This is a genomic window from Enterobacter sp. HK-058-C-ECC, from assembly GCF_047531125.1.
Taxonomy (GTDB): Bacteria; Pseudomonadota; Gammaproteobacteria; order Enterobacterales; family Enterobacteriaceae; genus Enterobacter; species Enterobacter quasiroggenkampii.
Genome location: NZ_JBLKCH010000032.1, coordinates 1 through 2,560 on the forward strand (window position 1 = coordinate 1; position 2,560 = coordinate 2,560).

A 2,560-nucleotide genomic window follows, 5' to 3' on the forward strand; every position below is an offset into this window, starting at 1 on the left:
CTTCGGCGTTGTAAGGTTAAGCCTCACGGTTCATTAGTATCGGTTAGCTCAACGCATCGCTGCGCTTACACACCCGACCTATCAACGTCGTCGTCTTCAACGTTCCTTCAGGAGACTTAAAGTCTCAGGGAGAACTCATCTCGGGGCAAGTTTCGTGCTTAGATGCTTTCAGCACTTATCTTTTCCGCATTTAGCTACCGGGCAGTGCCATTGGCATGACAACCCGAACACCAGTGATGCGTCCACTCCGGTCCTCTCGTACTAGGAGCAGCCCCCCTCAATTCTCCAGCGCCCACGGCAGATAGGGACCGAACTGTCTCACGACGTTCTAAACCCAGCTCGCGTACCACTTTAAATGGCGAACAGCCATACCCTTGGGACCTACTTCAGCCCCAGGATGTGATGAGCCGACATCGAGGTGCCAAACACCGCCGTCGATATGAACTCTTGGGCGGTATCAGCCTGTTATCCCCGGAGTACCTTTTATCCGTTGAGCGATGGCCCTTCCATTCAGAACCACCGGATCACTATGACCTGCTTTCGCACCTGCTCGAGCCGTCACTCTCGCAGTCAAGCTAGCTTATGCCATTGCACTAACCTCCTGATGTCCGACCAGGATTAGCTAACCTTCGTGCTCCTCCGTTACTCTTTGGGAGGAGACCGCCCCAGTCAAACTACCCACCAGACACTGTCCGCAACCCGGATCACGGGTCTACGTTAGAACACCAGCCATTAAAGGGTGGTATTTCAAGGACGGCTCCATGCAGACTGGCGTCCACACTTCAAAGCCTCCCACCTATCCTACACATCAAGGACCAGTGTTCAGTGTCAAGCTATAGTAAAGGTTCACGGGGTCTTTCCGTCTTGCCGCGGGTACACTGCATCTTCACAGCGAGTTCAATTTCACTGAGTCTCGGGTGGAGACAGCCTGGCCATCATTACGCCATTCGTGCAGGTCGGAACTTACCCGACAAGGAATTTCGCTACCTTAGGACCGTTATAGTTACGGCCGCCGTTTACCGGGGCTTCGATCAAGAGCTTCGCGTTGCCGCTAACCCCATCAATTAACCTTCCGGCACCGGGCAGGCGTCACACCGTATACGTCCACTTTCGTGTTTGCACAGTGCTGTGTTTTTAATAAACAGTTGCAGCCAGCTGGTATCTTCGACTGATTTCAGCTCCACCCGCAGGGGCTTCACCTACATATCAGCGTGCCTTCTCCCGAAGTTACGGCACCATTTTGCCTAGTTCCTTCACCCGAGTTCTCTCAAGCGCCTTGGTATTCTCTACCTGACCACCTGTGTCGGTTTGGGGTACGATTTCGTGTTACCTGATGCTTAGAGGCTTTTCCTGGAAGCAGGGCATTTGTTACTTCAGCACCGTAGTGCCTCGTCATCACACCTCAGCGTTAAAAGGTACCGGATTTACCTGGAACCTCCGCCTACATGCTTAAACCGGGACAACCGTCGCCCGGCTAACATAGCCTTCTCCGTCCCCCCTTCGCAGTAACACCAAGTACAGGAATATTAACCTGTTTCCCATCGACTACGCCTTTCGGCCTCGCCTTAGGGGTCGACTCACCCTGCCCCGATTAACGTTGGACAGGAACCCTTGGTCTTCCGGCGAGCGGGCTTTTCACCCGCTTTATCGTTACTTATGTCAGCATTCGCACTTCTGATACCTCCAGCATGCCTCACAGCACACCTTCAACGGCTTACAGAACGCTCCCCTACCCAACAACACATAGTGTCGCTGCCGCAGCTTCGGTGCATGGTTTAGCCCCGTTACATCTTCCGCGCAGGCCGACTCGACCAGTGAGCTATTACGCTTTCTTTAAATGATGGCTGCTTCTAAGCCAACATCCTGGCTGTCTGTGCCTTCCCACATCGTTTCCCACTTAACCATGACTTTGGGACCTTAGCTGGCGGTCTGGGTTGTTTCCCTCTTCACGACGGACGTTAGCACCCGCCGTGTGTCTCCCGTGATAACATTCTTCGGTATTCGTAGTTTGCATCGGGTTGGTAAGCCGGGATGGCCCCCTAGCCGAAACAGTGCTCTACCCCCGAAGATGAGTTCACGAGGCGCTACCTAAATAGCTTTCGGGGAGAACCAGCTATCTCCCGGTTTGATTGGCCTTTCACCCCCAGCCACAAGTCATCCGCTAATTTTTCAACATTAGTCGGTTCGGTCCTCCAGTTAGTGTTACCCAACCTTCAACCTGCCCATGGCTAGATCACCGGGTTTCGGGTCTATACCCTGCAACTTAACGCCCAGTTAAGACTCGGTTTCCCTTCGGCTCCCCTATACGGTTAACCTTGCTACAGAATATAAGTCGCTGACCCATTATACAAAAGGTACGCAGTCACACCACGAAGGTGCTCCCACTGCTTGTACGTACACGGTTTCAGGTTCTTTTTCACTCCCCTCGCCGGGGTTCTTTTCGCCTTTCCCTCACGGTACTGGTTCACTATCGGTCAGTCAGGAGTATTTAGCCTTGGAGGATGGTCCCCCCATATTCAGACAGGATACCACGTGTCCCGCCCTACTCTTCGAGTTCACA

At 53.2% G+C, this 2,560-nt stretch carries 1 rRNA gene; it reads right to left on the reverse strand.

The window, feature by feature from the left end:
* Positions 1-12: 12 nt before the first annotated feature.
* A 23S ribosomal RNA gene (locus ACMWJS_RS22840) occupies positions 13-2,560 on the reverse strand; the annotation flags it as partial.